The 24,973-nt window shown below is 37.7% G+C and carries 17 protein-coding genes; 8 read left to right on the top strand and 9 right to left on the bottom strand.

What is annotated here, in order from left to right:
• Window positions 1-93: 93 nt before the first annotated feature.
• From AQF98_RS13140 to rpmB, 7 genes are all read right to left on the bottom strand, one after another.
• Window positions 94-1,176 carry an Ldh family oxidoreductase gene (locus tag AQF98_RS13140; protein WP_055132408.1) on the bottom strand — a complete coding sequence of 361 codons (1,083 nt, stop codon included), beginning with the start codon at window positions 1,174-1,176 and terminating at the stop codon, window positions 94-96.
• A gap of 79 nt (window positions 1,177-1,255) precedes the next feature.
• Window positions 1,256-2,845 carry a bacillithiol biosynthesis cysteine-adding enzyme BshC gene (bshC, locus tag AQF98_RS13135; protein ID WP_055132407.1) on the bottom strand — a complete coding sequence of 530 codons (1,590 nt, stop codon included), beginning with the start codon at window positions 2,843-2,845 and terminating at the stop codon, window positions 1,256-1,258.
• 47 nt (window positions 2,846-2,892) lie between these two features.
• Window positions 2,893-4,227, bottom strand: coding sequence for a 30S ribosomal protein S12 methylthiotransferase RimO (gene rimO / locus AQF98_RS13130; RefSeq protein WP_055132406.1), 1,335 nt, complete (start codon window positions 4,225-4,227; stop codon window positions 2,893-2,895).
• A 139-nt stretch (window positions 4,228-4,366) separates the two neighbouring features.
• Complete coding sequence (ftsY, locus tag AQF98_RS13125) at window positions 4,367-5,329, bottom strand: signal recognition particle-docking protein FtsY (RefSeq protein WP_055132405.1); 963 nt, start codon at window positions 5,327-5,329, stop codon at window positions 4,367-4,369.
• A 75-nt stretch (window positions 5,330-5,404) separates the two neighbouring features.
• Window positions 5,405-5,566 (bottom strand): DUF4295 domain-containing protein, encoded by a 162-nt coding sequence (locus AQF98_RS21845; protein WP_082435050.1) that lies wholly within the window; start codon window positions 5,564-5,566, stop codon window positions 5,405-5,407.
• 76 nt (window positions 5,567-5,642) lie between these two features.
• The gene (gene rpmG / locus AQF98_RS13120) at window positions 5,643-5,825 is read right to left on the bottom strand and encodes a 50S ribosomal protein L33 (protein WP_008242799.1); all 183 of its coding nucleotides are present in this window, start codon (window positions 5,823-5,825) and stop codon (window positions 5,643-5,645) included.
• Window positions 5,826-5,865: 40 nt separating this feature from the next.
• Complete coding sequence (gene rpmB, locus AQF98_RS13115; RefSeq protein ID WP_055132404.1) at window positions 5,866-6,099, bottom strand: 50S ribosomal protein L28; 234 nt, start codon at window positions 6,097-6,099, stop codon at window positions 5,866-5,868.
• A 207-nt stretch (window positions 6,100-6,306) separates the two neighbouring features.
• On the opposite strand from rpmB, the gene acs reads away from it, so the two are divergent.
• Entirely contained in the window at window positions 6,307-8,202 is a 1,896-nt protein-coding gene (acs, locus tag AQF98_RS13110; RefSeq protein ID WP_055132403.1) for an acetate--CoA ligase, read from the top strand.
• Window positions 8,203-8,304: 102 nt separating this feature from the next.
• Here the strand turns inward: acs and AQF98_RS13105 are convergent, their stop codons facing one another.
• Window positions 8,305-8,967, bottom strand: coding sequence for a hypothetical protein (locus tag AQF98_RS13105; RefSeq protein WP_152969710.1), 663 nt, complete (start codon window positions 8,965-8,967; stop codon window positions 8,305-8,307).
• A 124-nt stretch (window positions 8,968-9,091) separates the two neighbouring features.
• Here AQF98_RS13105 and AQF98_RS13100 point away from each other — a divergent pair, with 124 nt between their 5' ends.
• From AQF98_RS13100 to AQF98_RS13070, 7 genes are all read left to right on the top strand, one after another.
• Window positions 9,092-9,277, top strand: coding sequence for a CsbD family protein (locus tag AQF98_RS13100; protein ID WP_055132401.1), 186 nt, complete (start codon window positions 9,092-9,094; stop codon window positions 9,275-9,277).
• 195 nt (window positions 9,278-9,472) lie between these two features.
• Window positions 9,473-13,612: a hybrid sensor histidine kinase/response regulator transcription factor gene (locus AQF98_RS13095; protein ID WP_055132400.1), complete on the top strand. Its 4,140-nt coding sequence runs from the start codon at window positions 9,473-9,475 to the stop codon at window positions 13,610-13,612.
• A gap of 120 nt (window positions 13,613-13,732) precedes the next feature.
• The gene (locus AQF98_RS13090; protein ID WP_055132399.1) at window positions 13,733-16,804 is read left to right on the top strand and encodes a TonB-dependent receptor; all 3,072 of its coding nucleotides are present in this window, start codon (window positions 13,733-13,735) and stop codon (window positions 16,802-16,804) included.
• Between the two features lie 23 nt (window positions 16,805-16,827).
• Entirely contained in the window at window positions 16,828-18,306 is a 1,479-nt protein-coding gene (locus tag AQF98_RS13085; RefSeq protein ID WP_055132398.1) for a RagB/SusD family nutrient uptake outer membrane protein, read from the top strand.
• Window positions 18,307-18,400: 94 nt separating this feature from the next.
• Window positions 18,401-19,462 carry a glycoside hydrolase family 130 protein gene (locus AQF98_RS13080; protein WP_055132397.1) on the top strand — a complete coding sequence of 354 codons (1,062 nt, stop codon included), beginning with the start codon at window positions 18,401-18,403 and terminating at the stop codon, window positions 19,460-19,462.
• Complete coding sequence (locus tag AQF98_RS13075) at window positions 19,452-20,744, top strand: MFS transporter (protein ID WP_055132396.1); 1,293 nt, start codon at window positions 19,452-19,454, stop codon at window positions 20,742-20,744. Before AQF98_RS13080 ends, AQF98_RS13075 begins: the two co-directional genes overlap by 11 nt.
• Window positions 20,745-20,747: 3 nt before the next feature.
• Window positions 20,748-22,469: a hypothetical protein gene (locus tag AQF98_RS13070; RefSeq protein WP_082435049.1), complete on the top strand. Its 1,722-nt coding sequence runs from the start codon at window positions 20,748-20,750 to the stop codon at window positions 22,467-22,469.
• 64 nt (window positions 22,470-22,533) lie between these two features.
• On the opposite strand, the gene AQF98_RS13065 is transcribed toward AQF98_RS13070, so the two are convergent.
• Window positions 22,534-24,915 (bottom strand): hypothetical protein, encoded by a 2,382-nt coding sequence (locus AQF98_RS13065; protein WP_152969709.1) that lies wholly within the window; start codon window positions 24,913-24,915, stop codon window positions 22,534-22,536.
• Window positions 24,916-24,973: the final 58 nt, after the last annotated feature.

Raw genomic sequence — 24,973 nt, 5'->3', positions numbered from 1 at the left:
AAGAAGGGTTAGGTGTTTTTCACTAGCTTAACTTCTTAATGTTTAAATAGCACTTCGACAGGCTCAGTATGACGGGTCAATGTTAGTCTGAAATTATAACCCTTCAATTTCTAGTTTTGCAGCCAGTTCATTAAGATCGTTAACCACTACATCAATAATTGGAATTCCGCTTACTTTTCTTTCTTGTTCAAAATGATGTTCGGGTTCTCCAGGAATGATTACTTTTTTATTTGGATCGATGGTTTTAGCACTTTTAAAGCGTTCAATCCAATTGTCTAAATGAGATTTGAAATCTGCTGCAGGGCGGAAACCATCTACCCGCATCGCCCCTAAAAAATGACCGATTCCTTCGCCTACTGGATCTGTTGGTGGCTCCAAAAAGGCTACGAATGGCGGTACCCAAGGACCATAATTGGCGCCAGATAATACTGCTGATAAGATATCGACCGTTGCACTTAAACCATAACCTTTATGGCTGCCATGGTCTTTATCGCTGCCCAGGGGTAAAAGCGAACCACCACTTTTCAATTCATTAGGGTTAATTGAGCTTTGTCCATTGGCATCTTGTACCCAACCGTCAGGGATGGCTGCATTTGCTCTTTGGGCAATTTCCAGTTTTCCATTGGCTGCGGCAGCCGTGGCCATATCTACAATTACAGGTGGGTATTGGCCTGCCGGGAAAGCATAACACATAGGGTTGGTGCCTAATAAACGCTCGTTGGCGTAAGTAGGGGCCACCAGTGGACTGGCATTGGTCATGCTAATCCCAATCATATCTTTTTCTACAGCCATTAAAGCATGGTAGCCTGCAATACCAAAATGGTTAGAATTTTTTACAGAAACCCAACCACTCCCATATTTTTCAGCTTTTTCTATGGCTACCTGCATGGCAAATGGTGCAACTACTAAACCCAAACCACCATCGCCATCTACAGTTGCTGTAGTAGGGGTTTCGTGTACAATTTTGATATTGGGTGTTGCATTGATTCTTTTCTTTTCCCAAAGCCTTACATAACCACTTAAACGTGCTACACCATGCGAATCTATTCCCCTTAGATCAGAGCGGATCAAAACATCGGTAGCCAATGTAGCGTGCGCATCAGAACAGCCTATTTTTTTAAAAACAGTATAAGTAAAGGCTCTAAGTTTGTTTTCGGTAAAGGTGATAAAGTTCATTTTTTGAGTATCAAGTAGCAAGTATTTAGTATCAAGATATGAGTATCAAGTATCAAGATTTGCTTTGGTCTTTTAAGGTTTAGCTTGGTAACAATAACGTAAAGTCGCCGCCCAAGGGTTGGAAATTCTCGATCAACGAGGAAAGAAAATCATCTCCATAATTGACATACATTGGCGCAATGTTTACTACGCGTTCTTGTAAAGTACCACTAGGGAATAACCTGTTCTTCACGTTGTCAATTTGTTTGAGCGAAACCTCATGTTTTCTTTTCTCTGCTCTAAAAAGCTTTTTCTCCAGATTCTCTAACAAATGGTTTGTTTTTGTTTTGGCAGAATCTGCAGAGTTTTCTAAAGTTTTGTCAATTTTAAAAGCATTTAGTTTAATTTGGTCAAAAACAGCTTGTACAGCTCTCATCTCGTCAGCTAAACTCAGGTTCGCATTACTGTTGTTTTTGATCCAGATTTTTTTCAGTTCTTCGGCTGGAAGAAAAACATCTTCTAGTTTAAAGCCCAATCTATTTAAGTTTTCTGCACTTCGTTTATCAATCAGCAAAGCCGAATTACGAAGTAACAACACTGGGAAATCTGTTTGGTAAAACTCGAAATTGGCCTTTAACTGCATCCAATAACTTACCTCTGCACCTCCACCAATGTAGGCAATGTTGGGCAAGATCACTTCTTGGTACAATGGGCGCATGATCACATTCGGGCTAAATCTTTCAGGATGAGCGGCAATCTCTTGGAGCAGCTCTTCTTTGCTGAACGAGATCTCTGTATGGTTAACTGTATAACGATTGTCTTTTTCAATGATCCTTTCACGCAGGTTATCTATCAAATAAAAGAAGTTGATCTCTCTTCCGTTTACTTGGGTTTTATAACCATTTTGCTCAAGAGTTTGACTCGTTTTTTCTGTTAAATGCGCACTGTTTTGTTCAAGAATGTCTTTTTGAATAATGCCACTAAATTGTTTTTTCAATTTGGCATCATCTGCATTGATGATCACCAAACCATAATTTTCAAATAAACTATTCACCAATACACGAGTGGCATCAGCCAAGTTATCATTATTCAAGTAAGCATTTTCAACCAACTTGGCCAGCTTTTTCCCATTTTTGCTGATCCCCAGATAGGCTTTATAGGCCATTACGGCTGCAGCAACGGTTTTGGTACTTAACCTGCCGGTTGCGCCATTGGTTTGTTGGATCCAACTGATGTTTTTTTCATCAACTTTAACATGGTTGATCTCTTCAAAATCATGGTCTTCGGTTGCCATCCAATACACCGGAACGAAGTTCTTTTCTGGATAGGCGATCTTTAATTCTAAAGCCAGGTTAATGGTCGTTACAATTTTATAGATGAAGTATAAAGGTCCGGTAAATAGATTAAGCTGATGCCCAGTAGTAATGGTAAAGGTATTAGGGTCGGCCAATAAACCTATATTGTGTTTTACAGATTTATTGGTTTTGATATGCTGATATTGCTGGCTTAAAACTTCCACCAATTCAGCTCTATTCCCTTTGAAATTTCGGGCATCGACAGCTTTTTTTAAGCCAGCTAGATCTGGACGAAAACTATAGAAAGATTGTAAAAATTCATCATCATTTACATAATCTAAAACCAGTTTAGAGAATGAATGGGTATCCTGATAAGAGATATATTTTGCCTTCATGTTCTGCGAAATTAACCTAATTTACTAAACATTTTTCGGCATGAGATTTATTTTACAATTTGTCCATACAGGTCAAAATCTTCTGCCCGATCAATCTTCACATTTACAAAGCTTCCGTTGGCTGCATAACCAGAATTTGCATCAATTAATACCTCATTGTCAACCTCTGGTGAATCAAATTCGGTACGGCCAATAAAGAAATCGCCTTCTTTTCTATCGATCAATACCTTGTAGGTTTTGCCCACTTTTTCTTGATTGATATCAAAAGAAATTCCTTGTTGCAGTTCCATAATTGCATCAACACGGGCCTGTTTTACTTCATCAGGAACATCGTCAACCAATTGGTGTGCATGGGTTTTTTCTTCATGCGAGTAGGTGAAACAACCCAAACGGTCGAAACGGGTTTCTTCTACCCAATTGTACATTTCTTCAAAATCACGTTCAGTTTCGCCCGGGTACCCACAAATTAAGGTAGTACGCATAGCGATATTCGGAACTTTTGCCCTGATCTCGTTTACAATATCGATGGTTTTTTGTTTGGTAATACCACGACGCATTGATTTCAACATGTTATCTGTAATGTGCTGTAAAGGCATATCCAGATACTTGCAAATATTCTCACGTTCGTTCATTGCATCCAAAATCTCCATTGGGAAACCAGAAGGATAAGCATATTGTAACCTGATCCATTCAATGCCTTTTACATCAGATAAACGACGTAACAATTCGTCCAAATTGCGTTTACCATAAATGTCAAGTCCGTAATAGGTTAAATCTTGAGCAATTAAAATGAGTTCTTTGGTGCCATTTGCAGCCAAAATTTTGGCTTCATTTACCAACTCATTCATGTCTCTAGAAACATGTTTACCACGCATTAGCGGAATGGCGCAAAAAGAGCAGGGACGGTTACAGCCTTCGGCAATTTTAAAATAGGCAAAATGAGAAGGAGTGGTTAATAAACGCTCTCCAATTAACTCGTGTTTGTAGTTTGCACCTAAGCTGTGCAATATATTTTGTAGATCGTTGGTGCCAAAATAAGCATCAACGTTTGTAATTTCTGATTCTAATTCAGGTTTATAACGTTCAGAAAGACATCCGGTTACAATTACTTTTCCAACTTTGCCTTCGTCTTTTAATTGACTGTATTGTAAAATAGTATCAATTGATTCTTGTTTGGCATTGTCAATAAAACCACAAGTATTGATTACAATAATATCGTCTTTACCAACACTGTTGGCCTCATGTTCAACTGATAAATTATTGCCACGCAGCTGTCCCATTAACACTTCAGAATCGTAGGTATTTTTTGAGCAACCTAAAGTAATGACATTAATTTTAGGCTTTTTTACAATGGTATCTTTCTTTATTGTTTTGGTATTCATATAATGTATGATAACATCGATTTAAAATGAGCTCACCAATTTTGGTGATTATATTAATTAAATGATGGTAATAAATTTATACTGACAATCTGCTTGTGTTGCCAAAGTTAATCAATCAACCGCAAAGCGTAATCCTATATTAATTAAATAGGGAATTGACGAAGTCTTTTTTATCGAACAACTGTAGGTCGTCCATTTTTTCGCCAACACCAATGTATTTCACAGGTATTTTAAATTGATCAGAGATACCAATCACTACACCACCTTTTGCCGTACCATCTAATTTGGTAATGGCTAAAGCATTTACATCTGTAGCTTCGGTAAACTGTTTACATTGTTCAAAAGCATTCTGTCCAGTAGAACCATCCAGTACTAATAAAATCTCGTGCGGAGCATTAGGAATTACCTTTTGCATTACATTTTTGATTTTACCCAGCTCATTCATCAAGCCTACTTTATTGTGCAAACGGCCAGCTGTATCAATAATCACCACATCTTCTTGGTTGGCAACAGCCGATTGTAAAGTATCGAAAGCAACAGAAGCAGGGTCTGAACCCATGGCCTGTGCCACCACTCTAACACCCACACGCTCTCCCCAAAGTTTAATCTGGTCTACCGCAGCAGCTCTAAAAGTATCGGCAGCACCTAAAACTACCCTCAGGTTTTCGTTTTTCAATTTATGGGCAAGTTTACCAATGGTTGTTGTTTTACCTACACCATTTACACCAACCACCATAATTACATAAGGTTTATGGTTGCCATATTCAAAATTTCGAAAATCGTTACTGTTGTTTTCTGCTAGCAAAAGCTGAATTTCATCTCGCAATAGGTGATGCAATTCGGTAGTAGATAAATATTTATCTTTTGCAACACGTGCTTGGATGCGATCTATAATTTTTAGCGTAGTACTTACACCCACATCAGAAGTAACCAATACTTCTTCAAGGTTATCTAGTACGTCATCATCTACTGTAGATTTTCCGGCAACAGCTTTGGTGATCTTACTTAAAAAACCTTCTTTAGTTTTTTCTAAACCTTTATCTAAAGCAACTTGTGCCTCAGGAGCAGTTTCTTTTTTCTTGAAAAAATCGAATAAACCCATAGATAGAATGATATTAAAATAAAAAAGCCCTTCCGTTAAATACGGAACGGCTCTTAATGCTATTCGTGAATAGAACTACTTGCTTGTACCAGCAAGAGCATCTTTTACGTGATCGTTATGAACAATGATTTCTTTGAAAGAATAAGCACCAGTTTTTGGTGATTTATTCATTGTAATAACTTTCGAATATTCTTTTCCTGTACCCGTTTTTAGGGTTGCAACTACTTTCTTTGCCATGTCTTTAAAATAAATTTAATGATCTAATGCGAGATTGATTAAGACCTTTTGAGCCCTAAACCTTTCACCTTCAATCTTATTTAATCTCTTTGTGTACGGTTACTTTTTTCAATACTGGATTGAATTTTTTCAATTCTAAACGCTCAGTAGTGTTTTTACGGTTTTTCGTAGAAATATATCTAGACATACCCGGCATGCCACTAGTTTTATGCTCTGTACATTCTAAAATAACCTGTACTCTGTTACCTTTTTTTGCCATTTTATTTATTATTATAGCTGATGGGTATCAGCAAATGTTATTACAAATATCCTTTTTTCATGAAACGATTAATCGCTTCAGAAATACCAATTTTATTGATGGTTTTAATAGCTGAAGTAGACACTTTTAGTGTTATCCAACGATCTTCTTCAGGAATATAAAATTTCTGAAGTTGTAGGTTAGGGTAAAACTTGCGCTTAGTTTTAACGTTCGAGTGAGAAACATTAAATCCCGACATCGCCATTTTTCCGGTTAAATCACAAACTCTTGACATGACTTTTTTATTATTTGATTATTTCGCTGCTTAATTTTTTTAAGAGTGTGCAAATATCTGAATAATAATTGTAAAGAACAATAGTGGACAGGAAATATTTTTACTTAATTGACTAAATATCTGCTCGATTGTAAAAATGATAGGATTTGAAAGCCCTATTGTTTAATATTTATTTAAATTAGCAACCAACAAAACTTAAACTTAACCATGCAGATCACATCTTTTGAGCAATACGAAGCCGATTATAAAAAGAGCGTAGAGAACCCAGAACAATTTTGGGGAGAAGTAGCACAGAACTTTCAATGGCGCAAACCTTGGTATAAAGTCCTCTCTTGGGATTTTACCGGACCAAACATTAAATGGTTTGAAGGCGCAAAACTGAACATTACCGAAAATTGTCTAGACCGTCATTTAGCAACCAATGGAGATAAACCAGCCATTATTTGGGAGCCTAACGATCCTGAACAAGACAGCGTAACCCTTACTTATAAAATGTTGCACGAGCGTGTTTGTCGCTTTGCCAATGTTTTAAAAAGAAATGGGGCCAAAAAAGGCGATCGTATTTGTATCTATATGCCGATGGTACCCGAATTGGCCATTGCCGTTTTGGCCTGTGCCAGAATTGGTGCAGTACATTCGGTAGTTTTTGGTGGTTTTTCGGCCAAATCTATTGCCGATAGAATCAATGATGCGGCCTGTAAATTGGTGATCACTGCCGATGGTGCTTACCGTGGCAACAAACAGATTCCTTTAAAAGATGTGATTGATGATGCCCTGATTGGTTGCCCAACTGTAGAAAAATGTATTGTTTTAACCCATGTACGTACACCTGTTTCGATGCTAAAAGGCAGAGATGTTTGGTGGGAAGATGAAGTAAAACATGTAAATGATGTGTGTGAGGCAGAAGAAATGGATGCCGAAGATCTACTTTTCATTTTATATACGTCGGGTTCAACAGGTAAACCAAAAGGTGTAGTACATACCTGTGGTGGTTATATGGTGTATGCAGGTTATACATTTAGCAATGTATTTAATTACCAGCCAGGCGAAGTCTACTTCTGTACAGCAGATATTGGTTGGATTACCGGACATTCTTATATTGTATACGGACCACTCTCTCAAGGTGCTACCTCATTGATCTTTGAAGGCATTCCAACTTTCCCAACACCTTCTAGATTTTGGGATGTAGTAGAAAAACATAAAGTAAATACCTTATATACGGCCCCTACGGCTATCCGCTCTTTAATGAGTTTTGGCGATGAGCCTTTAAATGGTAAAGATCTAAGCTCTATCCGGGTGTTGGGTTCTGTTGGCGAGCCGATTAATGAAGAGGCTTGGCATTGGTTTGATGAAAAAATTGGCAAGGGTAAAGCGCCAATTGTAGATACTTGGTGGCAAACGGAAACAGGCGGTATCATGATTTCGCCAATTGCAACGGTTACCCCAACTAAGCCAAGTTTTGCAACCTTACCTTTACCGGGCATACAACCCATTTTGGTAGACGAAAATGGTAATGAGATTGAAGGAAATGGGGTAAGTGGTAACTTATGTATCAAATTTCCTTGGCCTGGCATGCTGCGTACCACTTATGGCGACCATGAACGTTGTAAACAGACCTACTTCTCAACCTACGAAAATCTGTACTTTACCGGTGATGGTTGTTTACGTGACGAAGATGGTTATTACAGAATTACAGGTAGGGTTGATGATGTGTTGAACGTTTCAGGACATAGAATTGGTACTGCTGAGGTTGAAAATGCAATTAACATGCATGCTGGTGTAATAGAAAGTGCCGTGGTGGGGTATCCACATGATGTGAAGGGGCAAGGGATTTATGCTTTTGTGATCTTCCCAGAAATGCATGGCGATGTTGAACTGACCAAGAAAGATATCTTGCAAACGGTAACTCGAGTAATTGGTGCCATCGCCAAGCCAGATAAGGTATTGTTTGTTTCTGGTTTACCTAAAACAAGATCGGGTAAAATTATGCGTCGTATTTTACGTAAAATAGCCGAAGGCGAAACCAGTAATTTGGGCGATATTAGTACTTTACTAGATCCAAATGTAGTACAAGAAATTATAGAAAGTGCCGCTAAGGCTTAAAAGATAGGCAGAAGCCATTTTATTGATCAAATCTTATTCGTTATGCATTTTAATAGCATAACGAATAAGATAAATTATGGAAAGAGACCCAGCGTCTCTTTTTTAATGAGTAGAGGAAATAGAAAAAGACATTCGACCCTCTGGTGCTTTGTTAAAGTGGTTGGTATACCATTCTTGCAATTCAGGAGATTTAAATTCTTCGTCTCCATTTACTCCTCTGATTAATTTTTTAGCTGCTTTAGTGCCGTTCATCCCATTTCTAGCTTCAAAAAGTACGTAGTCTACTACAATGTTGTCGCCAGGTTTTGGCCCCTTGTAGGCAAGTATCGACCCATCTTTTCCAATAATGAATGGTGCTTTTTCATTTAATTTTAAGATTCGACGAAATTCTTCTGATGAAGCATTATTGACCAATTGGTAAGAGTTTGCAGCGGTGTCAGAACCAAGGTATAAATTGGCAAATACCACATCTGGATATTTGGCAAAACGTTGTTGCAGTGCATGGTAAGTTTTTTCCTGATCGGCAGGCGGTCTGTTCTTTTTATCTTTCCATACATATAGGTACACGGTTTTTCCGGCAAATAATTCGCCGAATAATTGTTTTTTGCCTTTTTCATCTGTCACTTGTATGCCCGAGATATAGGTGTTGGTATGGTCGTTGTAATCTTTTACCACCAATTTAGCCAGGCCTTTAACCATCATGGTACAAGAACTTGCAGTTAAACAAAAAGGAAGGATCAGTAAATAAAGTAGTTTTTTCATCATTATGGTTATGTGTTTATTTGATGACGGCTATTCTGGCGTAATGGTTGCATGTATGAGCAAACAATTATTTGTCTGTGTTGTTGTAAACCTATAAAACCTATTTTAAACATTAAATATTGAAATTATGGACAAGTTAGAATGGCAAGGAAAATGGAACGAGATTAAGGGTAAAGTTAAACAGGCATATGCCGATCTAACTGATGATGACCTTAAACACGAAGAGGGAAAAGATGATGAGCTGTTAGGTAAACTACAGCAGAAAACAGGAAAAGGAAGAGAAGAATTGGTGAAATGGATCAATTCGCTCTAATTTGATATTCAATTAAGTTTTAAAAGCGACTACTCTTAAAAGGTAGTCGCTTTTTTTATGCCTAAAATTTGAGCCCTCAGTATTTTGTAAATTATGAGTTAGGTTAAATGTTGTGCATGCATTAATCAATATTTATTGATAGATTTAGAATCTCCTTCTAATGATCAGCCCTCATAGACCTAAGTATTAACACCAATGAAAAAAGCGTTAGTCTTTTTATCTTTAATCTGTTGTTTAGCTTATTCAATACCTTTGTATGCCGATGACCAAAAACCAGGCATATCATTTTATTATAGGCAGTTAGACAATAGAAACGGCTTGTCTAACAGTGCCATTAATGCCATTCTGCAAGATAAAGATGAGTTGCTTTGGATTGGAACATGGGATGGATTAAACAGGTACGATGGGGCACGTTTTAGCGTGTATAACCACAACATTGATAAGGTAGAAAATAGCATTGGCAGCAATGTGATCCAAGCCATTAGTGAAGACCAGCACGGTAATATCTGGATCAATACCATTGGCGGCATTTCGAGATACCACAAAATAACAGGCAAATTTTATCGCTATTTCTATCAGAATACAACCACCACAAAAGTTACCGAAAACGAATACAAATTAGCCATCAATGCACAAGGTGATGTATTTTGTTCTGCAGCAGATGGGCAATTGAGCAAGTACGACCCTACGCTGGATAAATTTGTGAACTATCAGAAATTTACAGGAGCGCATGCCATTCTGAAAATGCAGTTCTTGAACAATCAGTTGTGGTATCTCACAAAAAATGAGAGTTTATGTGTAGCTGAACCAACAAAAAATGGCCTAAAAACAATCAAGACGTTTAACTTGGCTAGTGGGATTGGCAATTTCTTTGTGGTCAATCGTCAAGTGGTATTGAGCTTAAACAACGAAGACCAATATCAAATCGGTGTCGATTTAAAAGTACGTCAACTTGATCTAGGTAAAAGAAAGATCAGATCTATAGCTTATTATCAATCTTATTATATCATTGCTTGGGAAAATCAGGGTGTAAATGTTTTTGATAGCGCATTTCAAGCCACCTCTTTTTTAAGTGCCGAAATTAATAGACTGGCCAATGCTAAAGTAACCACTTTAAATGTAAGTAAAGATCGGGTGTTGTGGGTAGGTACAGATGGCAATGGTTTAATCCAGGTGTATCCAAAAGACAATTATTTTGGATTGCTCACCAAGATAGGTGGAACTGCTATTGATAAACCTATTCGGGCTTTTGCAGAAAATCAAGGCAATTTATGGGTAGGTACAAAAGGTAGTGGGGTTTTAATCTTTAATAATTTTTGGCAAACGAGTGCTGCAACAGCGAAACCCCAAAAAATTGACATGAACACGGGGTTGGAAAACAACTCGGTTTTTGCCATTAAAAATGGTATTGATGGATTAACTTATATCGGTACAGATGGCAAAGGTATCTCTGTATACGACCAAAAAAGCAAAAAAACAATCAATTGGAAAGCGATCAAAGGAACAGCTCAACTGCCAGATTTTAAATCTGTTTACGCCATTATCCAAGACCCAGATAGTGCAATATGGTTGGGTACCAGTGGTTATGGTCTCATCCATTTCAAACTCAGCCGAAATGCAGACCAGTCTTTAACCGTTAAAAATTTCAAACAATATTATTCGTCGGCAATAGAGAAAAATGGACCTGCCAACGATATTATCTATGCTTTGGCAAAAGGCAAGGATAAGCGTTTATGGATTGCCTGTAGGTATGGAGGTTTAAGTGTATTCGATGTAAAAAGCCAAACTTTTAAAACATTTAAGGCCTTCGGATATAAGGGAAGTTTATCACACAGTGATGTATTGTCTTTGTTCTACGATAGTAAAAATTGCCTATGGATTGGAACAAGTTATGGGCTGAACTACTTATCGTACACAGAATCTTTAAAAGCTAAACCCACTTTTGGTAAAATTACCATGGATAAAGGAGGTTTGCCCAACAATACCATCCATGCCATACAAGAAGACGGCAATGGCAACATTTGGCTAAGTACCAATAAAGGATTGGCCAAAGTAAACCCAAGCAACAACAGCATTGCCAATTATCAAGAAAGTGATGGTTTGCAGAGCAATGAATTTAGTGATGGCGCAGTTTTTAAGGCGGCCAATAATTACCTTCTTTTCGGGGGTATTTATGGGTTCAATTATTTTATGCCTAAAGATATTACAGAGAATACTAGGCAACCCAACTTGTTAATTTCAGAGCTGCAACTCGGAGGCAAAGAGTTCGAAAATAACCAATACTTGATCATTAATGCCAAACAACATTCCTTCTCTAATTTTGAGTTAGAAAGGAAGAGCAATTTCTTTCAGTTTGCGCTCAATGCTGTCAACTATTTTAATGCTTCTAAAAATGAATTTGCGTATAAACTAAAAGGATTAGACCAGACTTGGCGTTATACAGGCACCGATGGCAAAATTGCCTATTACAATATCCCGCCCGGTAATTATGAACTTTTAGTACGTTGGAGCAATGGCGAAGGGGTGTGGACCAAAGATGTGGTGGCCTTGTCATTACATGTCAAACAATATTTCTGGTTAACCTACCCTGCCTACTTTGTCTATTTTATCCTACTGGTTATTTCTGGTTATGCCTTTCACCGGTATAGAAAAAACAAATTAGAAATGAGTTTTAAGCTAGAGCGTGAATCGCTTTTTAGGCAAAAGGATGAAGAAGCACACCGACAAAGGATTAACTTTTTTACCAATATCGCCCATGAGATACAAACCCCATTAACATTAATCTTAGGTTCCGTTGAACATTTTATGCAACAACAGCATATCCTGCAAAAACCAATGGACAAAAGTTATTTTCTTTCTTTGATGCATCAGCATACTGCAAGGTTAACCTATTTGGTGCAGCAACTTTTAGAATTTAGAAAAGCAGAGGCAGGTTACCTCAAAAGAAATGATGATTACCTCGATATCACTAAAATGCTCAACAGTTTAACCCAGTTGTTTGTTCCAGCAGCAGAGCGAAACGAACAGCAATTTGTTAGACACATTCAGCAAGATATTACTGGTTTTATCGATAAAGACAAGTATGAAAAAATCCTATTCAATCTACTGTCCAATGCCTTTAAGCATACAGGGGCAGGAGCAGATATCATTTTTACGGTAAACTATGATGCCAATTCTCAGCTACTAGAAACCATAGTGGCTAATTCTGGTTGTACTTTAAAAGAGGCTGATCTAGAAAATATCTTTACCGAATTTCACATTGAAGGGAAGAACAAATTCGAAAAATTTAGCACTGGTATTGGTCTTGCTTTTACCAAAGGATTGATCGAGGTTTTAGAGGGAACTATTCAGGTTGATTTGAAAGAAGATTGGATCTATTTTACCGTTAAATTTGAACTGAATACAAAAATTGATCATCAAAAAGACGAAGTGGTCGCTTCTGCACCTTCTTATCTGTTCGAATCCATTTTAAAACCCTACCAGAATTTTGTGATAGAAAATATTGAGGAGAGCAATAAGCATACCTTAATAGACGATTTGCAAGACAAAGCAGAATACAGTATTTTGATTGTTGAAGATGATGTGGCCCTTCGTTTCTTGTTGAAAAACATTTTAAAAGATCAATACAATGTATACGAGGCAGAAAATGGCCTAACCGCTATCAATTTCCTAAAAAATAACACACCAGATCTCATCATTAGCGATGTAATGATGCCAGATATGGATGGTCTTGAATTTTGTACCTACGTTAAAACAGCTCCTGCAACAAGTCATATTCCTTTTATCATGCTCAGTGCAAGAGATGGAGAAGAACATAAAACCGAAGGTTACGAAACGGGTGCTGATGCTTACATTCCTAAGCCATTTCATATTAGCTATTTGCAGGTAAGGGTAAGAAAATTGTTAGATTACCGTAACCGGATGAACAACCTGATCAAAGATGGAAATATCAATAACCAATTTATTGATGCTGATTTGGAACAGGGCGATAAGGAATTTCTAAATGCGCTGGTCAAAGCGGTAGAAGAGAATTTATCTGAACCCGATCTCGATGCTGCCAAATTGGAGAATGCCTTATCCATTAGCAAAATGCAATTGTACCGTAAGCTCAAGGCTATTGCCGGAATGACCCCTTCGGAGTTTATCAAACGCATTCGTTTAAAACATGCTGCGGTGCTGCTTCAAAATTCAAAGCTCACCGTGTCCGAAATTTTTTACCTCACAGGTTTTAACAACAAGTCTTATTTCTTTAGGGAGTTTAAAAAGATTTACCATTTGGCGCCAAATGATTACCGCTTAAAACAACATACAGGTACCACCGCTACAAATAGATAAGAATCAAAAAAAAGGCTTATTTGAGGCTGTTTTGCAACAATAGTGAACTAAAATGTTATTATAGTGTACCACTGCAGCAGGCATGCCCCTCTATATTTGTCTTAATCAAATATAAATCAGATGAAAAAAAACAAACGTATTTATGCAGCGTTGGTTTTGTTGCTTCTTGTAATAACTGGCCTTTCTAGTTATGCGCAAACAAAACTAACTGGTAAGGTTACAGACGAAACCAATCTGCCTTTGCCAGGTGTTGTAGTCACTCAAACCGGCACCTCCAATAAAGCCACCACAGACGCCAATGGGATTTATAATTTAACCCTACAAAGTGGCGCACAAAGTCTAACTTTTAGTTACATAGGTTTTACTACTGTAACTGTAAACTATACAGGTGCCAATATAGACGTTTCGCTCAAATCGAGTTCGCAGGCACTCAATGAAGTCGTAATAACAGGTTATACCTCGCAAAGGAAAAACTCGATTACGGGCTCAGTAGCCACTGTAAACATGAACGATTTATCGAAAACCAGAATAGTAGATGTTGCACAAGCTTTACAAGGGCAGGTAGCAGGTGTATTTGTAGCTGCAAATACTGGTGCTCCTGGCGATGGCATTAAACTAAGAATCAGGGGCGAAGGCACATTGGGCAATAATGATGTATTGTATGTAATAGATGGAGTGCCAACCAGAGACATTTCTTTCCTCAACCAATCTGACGTGAAATCGATGACGGTTTTAAAAGATGCAGCAGCCGGAGCCATTTATGGTTCTAGAGCGGCAAGTGGTGTAGTGGTAATTACCACCAATAGTGGTCAAGTAGGTAAGGCCAATATCAACATTGAATATTTCGCAGGTTTTCATCAAGCTACCAATTTACCTAAGATGCTGAACACAGATCAATATCTTACCGTAAAAGATATGGCATGGCACAATACTTTAGGTAATGCAGCTACAGCAATTAGTCCATACCAAGCCGCTAGAAGCAGAACAGATTTGGCCAATACCGATTGGTTAAACGAATTATTTGAAACTGGCCATTCTAAAAATCTGCAACTTTCTACAAGTGGGGGCTCTAAAGATGTGCAATACCTCATCTCTACAGGTTATTACAAACAAGATGGTATTGTGGTAGAAAACCACGATGGTTATGAGCGTTTCAACTTCAGAGCCAATGTAAACGCCAATGTAACCGAGCGTTTTAAAGTAGGTACAAATCTGCAATTGAGTTATGCCAAACAAGACAAACTTTCTTCGAGTGGAGATGTACCCGGAGTAATCCGCCATGCATTGTTAAGACCACCAGTTTTAGGAGTGTTTAAAAATGTAAATGATCCAACTTATTCTGCAAGTAATCCTTATACCGATCTTCCATTTTATACTGGTAATAACAACGGTTGGGACAAAAACTTCGAATACAGTTCTAATCCAATTGCCATTGTACATTTTACCAACGACAAAAGAAATACCTTCCAAACGTTTGGAAACCTATACGGAGAATATTCTTTTTTAGAAGATAATTCACTGAAATTTAGATCCAATGTTGGGGTAGATATTAGTTTCTCTCACAATAAAAACTTTGCACAAAACTTTGGAGACGATAATGACAATAACCCAGACGAACTTTATCCGGGCAAGGGTAGAAACAACAAGCCCAATAACCTCGACGAAAACAGAGGTCAGGTAATGTCTTTCACGTTTAGCAATACCTTAAATTACCTTAAAACCTTTAACCAAAAACACAATGTAAACCTCTTGTTAGGTACAGAAACGATTTCTAGCAAATCGGCAGCGATAGGTGGTAGCAGACAGAATTTTAACAATTCAACGCCTGCTTTTCAATATTTAGATTACGGAAATACGGCTAACCTGTACAACTCTGGTTCGGCGAGCAGTTTTAACTTGGTCTCTTTCTTTGCCAATGGAACATATGATTTTAGTGGTAAATATTTTGTAACAGGTACCTTAAGAGCAGATGCTTCTTCACGTTTTGGCCCTAATAATAAATGGGGATATTTTCCTTCAGTATCTGGAGGTTGGTTAATCTCTAACGAGAACTTTATGAAAGATGTAACTTGGTTAAGTAACCTGAGGTTAAGGGCAAGTTGGGGGCAGGCAGGTAACCAAGAGATACCGAACAATGCTTACGAAACCCTAGTGTCTGAGAGCGGTGGTGTAGTCAATATTGTAAGATATGGTAATCCAGATATCAAATGGGAAACCGTTACCCAAACCAATTTTGGGATCGATATGGGTATTTTAAAGAACAAACTCTCTTTCTCTGCAGAATATTTTGTGAAAAAAACAGATGATATTTTGTTAACGGTTGGTTTACCAGCTGTAGCAGTGGGTGTAATTGAAAGAACATTTGTAAATGCCGGACAGGTAAGTAATAAGGGTTTTGAATTTGCTTTAAACCTTCAAAACAACGATCATCAATTTAAATATAACATCAACGCAAACGTAGCTACGCTAACCAATAGGGTAAATAAACTACAAGAGTTTGTAAGAAATATTTCTGACGATAATACACATACCAAAACAGAAGTTGGGCAACCAATTAGCTCTTACTTTGGCCTAGTGTTCGATGGTATTTACCAAAATGCAGCAGAAGTAAGCAGTCATTTATTTGCCAATCCTAATGGTACTTTACCTGGCGATATCAGGTTTAAAGACTTAAATGGAGATGGACAAATTAATGCAGACGATAGAACATTTATTGGTAATCCAGTACCAAAACTTACGTATGGTTTTGCTTTTTCATCATCTTATAAAAACTTCGATTTCTCTTTCTTGATACAAGGTGTGCAAGGCGTAGACAGATATAACGATTTGAAACAGATCATCAATTTTGATAGCCGCCCATTCAATTCAATGACTTCTGTATTGAACAGCTGGCATGGCGAAGGCACCAGCAATACTTTACCAAGGGTAACATTTAATAACAATGGTGGCGGAAATGTTTCTAGCGTATTTGTGGAAGATGCATCATACGTAAGATTGAAAAACATTGAGTTGGGATACACTTTTAAAGTTCAAAAAATTGGCTTTAAAAATGTACGCTTATATGCTTCAGCACAAAACCTATTTACCATTACAGACTACACAGGATTAGATCCAGAGTCGACTTCGTTAATTGATAAAGGAACCTATCCTCAATCAAAAGCATTTATTGTTGGCTTAAAACTTACTTTATAAACAACCATTAATAAAATAACATTATGAAAAAATTATCAATAATGGCACTAATGCTCGTGTTTTTTGCATTGGCTGGTTGCGAAAAACAATTGACCACAGAGGCTGTTGGTTTAACCACCCTCGAACAAGTAAACAGTACCCCAAACTTGAGTACCGTTGAAAACTCTGTCAACTCTTCTTATCAATTGCTGTCTAACCGCCTTAATATTTTGGCCCAGTGGGATTGGGGAGGTGGCTTGGTATTTCAAAATGACCTGGTGCTGCAAGATATAGCTTCAGATGATGCCGAGAAGAAATGGAGTCCTGATGGCGATCAACCATGGATGGATGATGTTAACAATTTCACTTATACCTCAACCAATGGTGGTCCAAACGGTTTGTGGAAGTACGATTATGAAGGTATTAAAAGACTAAATATTGCAATTGAGTTGTTAACCAAATCAGATATAGAAGCCATTACTGGAATTACTCCAGCAAGAAAGAACCAATTGTTGGGAGAAGCTTATTTCTTAAGGTCTTACTATTACTTTTCATTGGTGACAAATTTTGGCGATGTGCCTTTAATTTTAAAGCCAGTAAAAACCTATCAAGAAGCTTTTGAGGTTGCAGTTAGAGCAAGTAAAACAGTTGTTTTCGATAAAATCAAAGCTGATCTTGCTACTGCAAAAACCTTGTTGCCAAACTCAAAATTTAGCTCTGCTACAGAAAAATGGAGAGTTTCTAAAGGTGCAGTAATTGCATTACAAGCTAAGGCCGCTTTGTATACAGAAAAATGGGACGATGTAATTACCTTGGTTAGCGAATTGCAGAACTTGAACTTTTATAGCTTAAACGCCAATTACTTCGATAGTTTTAATTCAGAGTTTACAGATAATGAAGTTATTTTTGCCTACGACCATCAAAGCAATACCAACCCCAGAAATGGAAATGGAATTTGTGCACCATTGGGCTGGGGATTTTTTGCGCCGAGTACAGATTTTCTAAATGCTTTTGAAGCAAATGATCCAAGAAAATTGTTAACAGTTGATGTAGGAAACCAAAACCTAAATAAACTATTGGGCAGTTTAAATGGTGCAAACAAAGGCAATGACGACGCAGCAAATAACAAAATCTATATCAGATTTGCCGATGTGCTGTTATGGAAAGCCGAAGCCTATATCGAAAAAGGAACTTATCCAGAAGCCATTACCATCATTAACCAGATTAGGGCAAGAGCTAGAACTTCGGCAACCGCTACTGGTGCACCAGTACCTGCTGGTACCTTACCAGATAGACCTGCTTCTACCGATAAAGCAACAGTGAAAAACTGGCTCATTGCCGAAAGAAGGGTAGAGTTGGGTTTTGAATCGCAAAGAATGTTGGATTTGAAAAGATGGGGTATTGCCAAAGCGGTTTTAACTGCAAAAGGTAAAAATTTCCAAGACAAGCACAACCTATATCCACTACCGCAAGGCGAAATAGATGCTTCTGCCGGAACCTTAAAACAAAATCCAGGATATTAAATCTTTTGAGGGCCGAATTTGAAGGTTCGGCCCCTCTTTTTCATTTATAAATTGAGCCGCATTTTTTTGGGCCGTGCAATTTTATGCTAAAAATATGACTGCAGTTATCGCAAAACGTTTTGTTCAGAACCCCCTATTAAGCCCTAAAGATCTCAAACCCAGTAGAGCGGGTTTAGAAATAGCTTGTCTATTAAATCCGGGGGTATTTACTTTCCAAAATAAAACTTGGTTATTGATTAGGGTTGCTGAACGTCCACAACAAAAACCAGGCATCATTTCTTTTCCAGTACTCAAAGCCGGAGGGATTGAAATTATTGAGATCCAAGAGAATGATCCAGATCTCATTGCTACAGATCCAAGGGTAATTAATTACAAAGGTGCCGATTACCTTACCACACTTTCGCATTTACGGCTAGTTTGTAGTGATGATGGTATTCATTTCTATCAGCCAGAAGGGTATCCCTTGTTACAAGGTGAAGGAGAAGATGAAGCATTTGGCATTGAAGATTGCAGGGTAGTTTTAATTGAAGATACCTATCATTTAACCTTTACCGCTGTATCGGGGCATGGTGTTGGAGTAGGTATGCGTACCACAAAAGATTGGCAGACATTTGAAAAACAAGGAATGATCATTCCACCACACAATAAAGATTGCGCCATATTTGAAGAGCGGATCAATGGTAAATATTACGCCTTGCATCGTCCGAGTAGTGTTGATCTGGGTGGTAATTACATTTGGTTGGCCGAATCGCCAGATGGAATCCATTGGGGCAATCATAAATGTTTGATCAAAACCCGTAAAAACAATTGGGACAGCAAACGCGTAGGTGCAGGTGCTGCACCCATTAAAACAGCAGAAGGCTGGTTAGAAATCTACCATGGTGCAAATGCCAACCATCAGTATTGTTTGGGTGCTTTTCTAATGGATTTGAACGATCCATCAAAAGTAATTGCACAAACCGATGAGCCGATTATGCAGCCAGAAGCAGACTACGAGTTGAGTGGTTTTTTTGGACATGTAGTTTTTACAAATGGCCATCTCGTTAACAACGATGAACTTACAATCTATTATGGTGCAGCAGACGAATTTGTATGTGCCGCCAAATTTTCAATTCAGGATATTTTAGCTCATTTAAAATACAATCATGCTACATAAACTTCAAAAAGAAATTGCCCATTTCAAAAGTCAGTCGTACAACTTTAGGGTATTAACACTAACCAATCTAATTTATAGCATTGTACTGCCTGTTATAGATATTTTCGTAGCAGCGTATGTAATGCGCAGCTCAAACGATCCGGTAAAAGTGGTAGTTTATCAATTGACCATTTATACAGGTATACCCATTACCTTTTTTATCAATGGTTATCTGTTGCGCACATTTTCTATTAAAACCTTGTATTCTCTGGGCATGATGTTAAGTGGTGTTTCGATGATGATCATGATGTCATTAACCACTTTAGATACCACAGGCATTGGAATTGCAGGACTAATTATGGGCATGTCTTTTGGTTTTTATTGGGCCAATCGCGATTTCTTGGCCTTAGCCATTACCAATGATGAAAATAGAAATTATTATTATGGCTTGGAAACCTTTTTCTATACCATTATTGCCGTAGTTATTCCCTTTTTAATAGGATGGTTCATTGAGCTATCTTCCAAAACTGGCGATGTAAATATGGCCTATAAAGTGGTAACTGGTTTGGTAATCGTCATTACAATTCTAGCCTCTATCATGTGTTTCAGAGGAAATTTTACCAACCCCACAGCAAAGAAATTTGTCTATTTTAAATTCGATCCTTATTGGTACAAATTGTTAAGATTAGCAACTTTAAAAGGACTGGTTCAAGGGTTTTTGGTTACTGCTCCCGCTATGCTCATTATGCTATTGGTGGGTAAAGAAGGTGCTTTGGGTACAGCGCAATCTGTAGGAGCCATTATTGCTGCAGTTGTAATGTACATTATCGGCCGCAATACTTCACCAAAACACAGGTTATATGTGTTTGGTATAGGTTTAGGTCTTTTTGCCATTGCTGCTATAATTAATGGTGTGCTGTATAACAGTACTGGTGTAATCTTGTTTATGCTGTTCCTTTTATTGGCCAAGCCTTTATTAGACCTAGCTTATTTTCCTATTCAATTTAGTGTAATTGATATTTTAACCAAAAAAGAAAAACGAAGCGAGTTTGCTTATATCTTAAATCACGAAGCAGGTTTGTATATTGGCCGCTTAACAGGTGCGGGTACTTTTTTGGTGTTGGCTTATTGTTTCTCTGTAGAAATAGCTTTACGGTATGCCATTATTATTGTGGCCATTTTACAATTGGCTTCTTATTGGGTGGCTAAAGACATTATCAAACAAGGAAAAATAGAAAATATAGACGAGGCACCCATTTTAAATAACGAAGAACCTATAGTTGGTTTACCACTTACAGATTAGCATATGAAACATAGATTGAGCACCTTCCTTTTCTTTTTTTTAGCCCTAGCTTTTGCTACTGTACAAGCGCAGGTTAAACAAATTAGCCTAAGTAGAGTTGATGAAATGGCCGATTTGCCACAGCCACTGCAGATTATTGATTGGCAGCAAATGAGCAAAAACTTTGATAGAACCATTTACGATTTTAAAGCCAAGGGCCAATATTGGCCAATGGTGTGGATGGAAAACAACAACAATAACTTTAAGCAGCCTGCTATGGGCATGTATACTGCTGTGGGCGATGTGAGACAAGGCTTGCAACACCACAAAGGAATGTTTCACGAAGCATTGGCCAATATGGGGGCAATATTAGGCGCAAGTTTGGTAGGGATTGACAAGAGTAACCAAAATGGAATGAACTTTACGGGCATGTTGAAGAACTACTTTAACAGAGATACCAAATGGGATATTATGATGAACAATACCGCACCCGAAGTAGCTTTGCTGGGGGGTGGTTATGGTAGAGATTGGTGGTATGATGTGTATCCGAATGTATTGTTTTATGCCATTTACGAAAAATATCCAAAGCAAAAAGACTTTGATTGGATTGCCAAAAGTATAGCCGAGAAATTCTATAAGGCAGATTCGATCTTAAACGGAAATTACAATTATTCTTATTTTGATTATGGGCAGATGAAACCCATGAAAAACCAAATCTGCCTACAACAAGATGTGGCTGCTGGCCATGCTTGGGTTTTATATGCAGCTTACCAAAAATTTGGCGACAAACGCTACCTCAAAGGTGCAATTAGTGCAATGAATGCCTTAGAGAGTAATCCCATCAATCCAACATACGAATTGTTGATGCCTTTTGGAGCTTACCTAGCTGCAAGAATGAATGTAGAACAAGGAACTAATTTTGATGTACACAAATTGCTAGGTTGGACATTTGATGGTACTGCAGTGTGTAGAGAAGGTTGGGGGGTATTAACTGGCAAATGGAATGGTTATGATATTTCTGGAATTGTTGGCAGTACGGTAGACCACGAAGGTTACGGATTTTTGATGAATACTTTTGACATGGCTTGGCCAATGGTACCACTTGTAAAATATCAACCCGCCTACGCCAATGCCATTGGCAAATGGATGTTAAATGCAGTCAATGCATCGAGGTTGTTTTACCCACAGTATATGCCAAAAGAACACCAAACCATTCCAGAATTTGCAGCAATAACCAAAGGGGTAATTGCTTACGAGGGCATTGCAAAAAGCTCAACATTTGATACCTTATATAAAAACCTGAAAGCCCCAGTAGCACAAGGCGATGGGCCAAAATGGGTGCCTGGTAAAAATCCGGCAGTTAGCCAGTTTAGTGTATATGGTAGTGGGCATGTAGGTATTTTTGGAAGTATTGTGGCAAAAACAAATGTAGAAGGGATTTTAAAACTAGATGTATTGGCCACAGACTTTTACAAAAACAAAGCCTATCCAACTTATTTAATCTATAACCCTTACCAAGAAAATAAAGTAATTAATTATAAAATTAAAGGCAAAAAACCAGTTGACCTATACGATGCCATCGCTCAAAAATTTATAGCCAAAAATGTAACAGAAAAGAGAAATATTGCCATTCCTAAAAATGGATCGGTTTTGATTGTAGAAACGGTTGCTGGTAGTAAACTTAGTAAAGGTAAAAATGGATTATTGGCAAATGGAATTGTAATCGATTACAACCAAGTCAAATAACGTTACTTTAAATATTTTGATTAAATGCATTGCTTAGGCGGTGCATTTTTTGATTCGATAATGCTCAATTACCTTTTACCTCAAAGATTTTTTGCGAGTAAATAACACCTTTATCGCTAACGCCCTGTACAACAATCCTAAACTTTCCTGTAATATCACTGGTGTAAAAATTAAGTTCGGTTGGTGTACTTGCTTTTAATAGGGTGGCATAATTCCAATACAGCGTAGAAAAAAAGGCAGGCTCTTGGGGTTCTTTATAATCGTTGATGTAAAATTCCTTATGTAAATAGAGCGGGTTGATGTTGAAAAATGTGGAAGATGGTTCATCACAACCAGGGTATACCAGTTTCACCCCGGCTGTTAAATAAGAAAAGCCTTTAACAGGTCTCGTATTACGGGGGTCTCCAGAATGATTAGGGCAATTTAAAATATTGTAACTGCACACATAATCGCCACATGGATTAGGGCCAACACCATAATTAAAGCGATCATCATTTTTCGCAGTAACCAAGATTTCTTTTAAACGGGTCGCTTTTTCATTGTTTTTGAGCAACAGCTCTGTGGTATTGATCAAGCCAGAAGGAATGACCGTGTTCTCATGAGCCAAGTTTTGAGCTATTTTTTCGTTAGTACTGATAAACTCATCATTTACCAGAATAGTATAAGGAAGTTTATTTTTCTCGTTAGCAAATAAATATAACTTCTTTTCGCTCTCTGTCAATAGATCACTAGTGTTAAGGTCAAAATGCCCTTTTATATTCGTATTGACTAAGTTGGTGGTATTGTTCCCGAACATACCAATGGTTGTTACTGTATTGAGCTCTTTTTTATTTTTGAGTACACGTCCACTAATTTTAAGGAGACTTAAGTGTTGTTGAACCGTATCTTTTGGGTTGGCGGCTTGTAAATCTTGCCAAGTATATTTTCTCCAGCCCTTTATCAATAAAACTTGCTCTAAGTATTCTTGATCAGCAAATCCATATCCATTTCTATGCAGCGGTAAAGTACCCAATTCTTGACTAAGATAACTGTAACTTTCTATGTCGGTCATCTTTTTAAGCTCAAGCCTATTGTCTTGTACACAGGCAATAGAAACAATGGCTTGTTCTTCTATATCCTTTAGGTCAAGTTTTAAGGTTACTTTTTCTCTTTGTTTGTAAGTGGTTTGATCAGTTGTAATTCCAATCTTTTCACTTGGATCATAATGGGCAAAGAACATTCTCTCTGCCATTGGCCGATCTAAACTATCAGAAATGGTTAAGGTAACAAGCCCCTTTGGAACTTCGGTTAGCGGTATTTTAATCGCCCTTTTGTTATACTCCATGTCAAATGGGATGTATAAAAAACTCTCTCTAAAATTATGTATTCGAATAGCGAACTTACGTGTGGCATTACTAGTTAAGGTTAATTTCAGTGTATCCTGTACCACTGCATTGGCCATATTCATTGCTAATCCTTTGTCAATGGCTTTTGGTAAAACATATACACTGTCGGCCAGATCAGAATGAACAAGTTTAACAGTATAGGCATGATTATTTTCTGCTACCATTTGAAATTTGCCAATTCCATAGCTGCTGGTTTCAATGGTATCTATTACTTCATTACCTTTAAGCAGAAAGGCTTTTAAAGCCATTGGCCTATTTTGTTGGTCTTTTACCTCCCAAGCTATTTTTGTGGGTAGCCCAACAATCATGTTGCCTCCCTCCGGATAGAATTTGACGCTAGCCTTGGCTTTGGGCTGTGGTAAGGGCATATTGATAAATGTACTGTCTTTTTCGTATTTCAGCTTCACATAGATATTCGGATCAACGAGCTGATCTTGCTTCGGAATGCTGATTAATAACTGGCCAGATACATCTGTTTTGGCATTCTTATAGCTATTGCCATACCTGTAACTAATGCTGGTAGGTTTGGGTAAAAACAGCCCTTCTTTACTGGTAACGGCAATTAATATTTGATGCACATTGGTTTCTTTCTTAGAAACATCCATCAATTTCATATTGGCCTTAAACTTTGGGTCAATATTGGTTTTTAATGTAACTGGTTGCACAAATAAGGTAATGGGTTTGCCATTGGTAATGATATCTGTAGAGGCGGCCAAGTAATAATTGCCTGTTTGAATAGAATCTGGGAGTAACATACTGCCCAAAGCAATTCCTTTATCCATGATATACTTTTTTTGCATCACCACACTGCTATCAATTGCCCTGATCAAAGCTACCGACATGACATGAGGCGTATAACCGCTTTGTAAATTCGATTTTAACAGGTATCCTGTAAACCAGATGGTTTCATTATTTGAGTAAACATTTTTATCAAAATGCACAAATAGATTAGCATAAGGTTTAGAGAGGTCATAACTCTTCATTTTGGCTTCCAAATGGTCTTGGCCAAAAACAGATGTCAACTTACAGCATAACAATACAAAAAAGAGAAATAAGCGCATCTGTTAAAGATAACTGATTGATTTTGAAATTCAAATGTCAATACAAACTCGATACTTA

The organism is Pedobacter sp. Hv1, from assembly GCF_001412215.1.
Taxonomy (GTDB): Bacteria; Bacteroidota; Bacteroidia; order Sphingobacteriales; family Sphingobacteriaceae; genus Pedobacter.
This window is presented reverse-complemented; position numbering and strand designations above follow the sequence as displayed.